The organism is Flavobacterium sp. (genome assembly GCF_043773265.1).
Classification (GTDB): domain Bacteria; phylum Bacteroidota; class Bacteroidia; order Flavobacteriales; family Flavobacteriaceae; genus Flavobacterium.
On record NZ_JAYVFH010000278.1, the window covers coordinates 1 to 3314 of the forward strand.

Sequence of the window (3314 nt, forward strand, 5' to 3'; positions counted from 1 at the left end):
TGAACAGCTTTTTTATTTATTTAAATTTATTGTCTTATAAATATACCACTAATTTCTCCTCCTGGAAAAGCCGAACTGTGCAAATTAAAATAATATTGACTTGAGGCCAATTCAGTTTCTTCTGTAGTAGTTAAAGGTGTAGTACTAGTAAAGTTTATAGGAGAAACATTAGGAGAAATTGCCACAATAACTCCTGCACCAATTTTGTGAATATGACTACTTGTAACGGTTAATCCAGTATAAGTAACAGCTAGTGTAAACAACTTTGTTGTTGTGTTATAAGTTAGTGTTGCTGTTCCTGTGGCTGTTGAATTGGTTGTTTGAATAGAATTGTTTCCAACTAAATTCGCTTTGTAAACGATGTTAGGATTTACAGGATTAGAATCACTTTTACTGCATGATAAATTACACAGTAAAACAAATAGAATCATCAAAAATTTAATTTCTTTTTTCATAACATTAAAATTTATTAGTTAATAATATAGTAATTTTCTTATTTTATTAGTAGGAAAGAATAATAAACATGTTTCGATTATTAAAAGAATATAGGAGTAATAAATTAAGCATAAATTTATAAAAAAAATAATAATTATCCATATAAAATAGTGAAAATTAACAATTTACACGTTATTTATGAATAATTTAATAAGAATTTATTATTGCTTGTCAGAATTAAATATTAAATAGAAAATTTAATTTTCAATTTTCAGAAACGATTTCAACGATTTATTGGGTTGAATATAAGATGATTATATTATATTTAAAACTATTATAAAATATGATGAATAAACAAATTTATAGTAATTGTTTTAACTGATTTTTTCTATTTTTAGGTAACCAATATGAAGTTCATCTTCTTTTAATTTGATTTCCGATTTGGAGATTATAATATTGTAATTATTAGTAAAGTTACTCGATAAAATTTCTTTTACATTAAAAACATCATCAATATCAATTCCAAATTTATCATCAATATGCGAAGTTGCACCTTTAAAACCATAGTGTTTATAGAATGCTGTTTCTTTAGATTTCTTTGTAGCTTCTGATAACGAGTTTCCTACTGCCAATAATTTATAATGAAATTCTTCAAATTCATTTTCTTTGTATCCGCCAAGATTTATAAAAAACAATTGCGAACTTGATGCATTTGAAGCTTCTTTTTCTATAACTTCAATTTTATAATTTTCAACACAATTCACCTCACGCCAAACATCAATATGAATGTTGCCTTTTGCCTCTGGCCAAAAGTTTTTTATATCTGGAATTAATTCTTTTAAAGATGTTCCTATTCCAAAAAAGATATCATGTTGCTCTGTAAACCTACCTTTTGGTCTGCAACCTAACATTACCATAAAAAGTTTTAAATCATTTTTCATGCTATAAAGTTACAAATTTTTGTTAATACATAAAGTTTGGCATAGCAATTGAATAGTTGTTATTATAATTTAACAATAATAATTAAATATATGAAAAAGATTATATTAATACTAGCATTTATCGGGATGATAACGCTACAAAGTTGCACGGTAAATGATACGGCTGCTAATGTTGATAACGATACAATTGCAGAAGTGTTTGAGTTAAGAAATATAAATTTCGGAAATGATGGAGGAAATAATTATTCAATTTATCAAACTTTTTCTCCACAAATTTATCCTTCAGATGTTGTGTTGATTTACAGATTGTCTGGAACAATTGATTCTAGCACACCAATTTGGCAACAAATTCCAAGAACACTATTCCTGCTAGAAGGCGAATTAGATTATGATTTTGACTTTAGTAAAGAAGATTTTACAATATATGCTGGTGGTACTTATGATTTATCATTAACTCCAACATACATTAATAACGAAACATTTAGAATAGTTATCGTTCCTGGATATTTATCTAATAAAGGAATGAAAGTTGATACATCAGATTACAATGCTACAATTAAAGCATTTAACATTGATGATTCTAAAATAAAAGAATTGAAATAGATTTTTGGTTAGTCTATAGTTTGTTGTTTGTTAAAGAGGTTGTGAAAACAATCTCTTTTTTTATTCCTCATCTCTAGCAGATTTATGTTCTTCTACGTTTTTATTCTTTTGTAAAGAAACTACAATACCAATTAGTAATGAAAGTGCAATAAATGCTAAAGAAACCCATTCTGGAATTTCAATCCATTCGTGAGGAATTAGCATTTTTAGACCTACGAAAGTTAATATGGCAATTAAACTATATTCAAGATAACTGAATTTTGCCAACATATTTGCCAAGAAAAAATACATAGAACGAAGCCCAAGTATTGCAAAAATATTTGAACTAAAAACTATAAAAGGATCAGATGTAATTGCTAAAATTGCAGGAACACTATCTAATGCAAACAACATATCCATCACTTCAATAACTATTAATGCTACAAAAAGTGGCGTTGCATGGTTTTTACCATTTTCCTTTAAAAAGAAATGCTCTTTGTGTGAATGAGCTGTAATTGGAATAATTTTTCCTAATATTTTATATACAAAAGAATCTTTAGGATGAAAATCAGCATCTTCTTTTGTAAACAACATTTTTGCAGCTGTAAAAAGTAAAAATGCACCAAAAACATAAGTCATCCAACTCACTTTGTTTATCAATATCACTCCAAAGAAAATCATCAATCCACGAAAAACTATAGCACCAAGTATTCCCCAAAACAAAACTCTATGTTGGTATTTCTGAGGAATTTTGAACGAAGCAAAGATTACTGCAATAATAAAAATATTGTCAACACTTAATGACAACTCTATTAAATATCCAGTAATAAATTTAATAGATGCAACTGCAGGTTTAATTTTAGTAGGATTTGAAATTAATTCATTTTGATATAATAAATAAATCACTCCAGAAAATGCAAATGATAAAAACACCCAAATTGCAGTCCATTTCCCAGCTTCTTTAGAACTAATAATATGAGGTGTTTTATTAAAAACACCCAAATCTAAAGCCAAGAAAACCAAAATTAATGAAATAAAAAGTATCCAAACTGTCATAACTATCTTTTTTACAAATGTAAACTTTTCAAAAATCAATTGCAATGTCAAAAATCAAAAATCAATTACAATTGACATTTAAAATTTTTACCCTAAAAAAATTAGGGTATAATTATTTTTAAATCATATTATTTATATATTTGTATCAAATTAATAGGGTATAACTTTTTAAAATCAATTTTTATGTCAACTTTACGTTTTCAAGCATTAAAAGATGCATCAGGTAGAAAACCTGTAAAATTTGAAGAAGCAGGAAGAAAATCAGATCTTTTTGGTTCTAATGTGTTTAATGACAAAGCA

4 protein-coding genes are annotated in these 3314 nt (G+C 26.5%); 1 reads left to right on the forward strand and 3 read right to left on the reverse strand.

All coding sequences use genetic code 11. The features are described from left to right. Positions 1 to 26 precede the first annotated feature (26 nt). Both ACH2BO_RS14480 and ACH2BO_RS14485 read right to left on the reverse strand, forming a co-directional pair. Entirely contained in the window at positions 27 to 455 is a 429-nt protein-coding gene (locus ACH2BO_RS14480; RefSeq protein ID WP_395045444.1) for a CHRD domain-containing protein, read from the reverse strand. Between the two features lie 354 nt (positions 456 to 809). After that, a complete protein-coding gene (locus ACH2BO_RS14485; protein WP_395045445.1) occupies positions 810 to 1376 on the reverse strand; it encodes a DUF1543 domain-containing protein in 567 nt (188 codons plus the stop codon). A 90-nt stretch (positions 1377 to 1466) separates the two neighbouring features. Here ACH2BO_RS14485 and ACH2BO_RS14490 point away from each other — a divergent pair, with 90 nt between their 5' ends. After that, positions 1467 to 1979, forward strand: a complete 513-nt coding sequence (locus ACH2BO_RS14490) for a hypothetical protein (protein ID WP_395045446.1) — start codon at positions 1467 to 1469, stop codon at positions 1977 to 1979. Positions 1980 to 2039: 60 nt separating this feature from the next. Here the strand turns inward: ACH2BO_RS14490 and ACH2BO_RS14495 are convergent, their stop codons facing one another. Beyond that, positions 2040 to 3014, reverse strand: coding sequence for a TerC family protein (locus ACH2BO_RS14495; protein ID WP_395045447.1), 975 nt, complete (start codon positions 3012 to 3014; stop codon positions 2040 to 2042). Between the last annotated feature and the right edge of the window lie 300 nt (positions 3015 to 3314).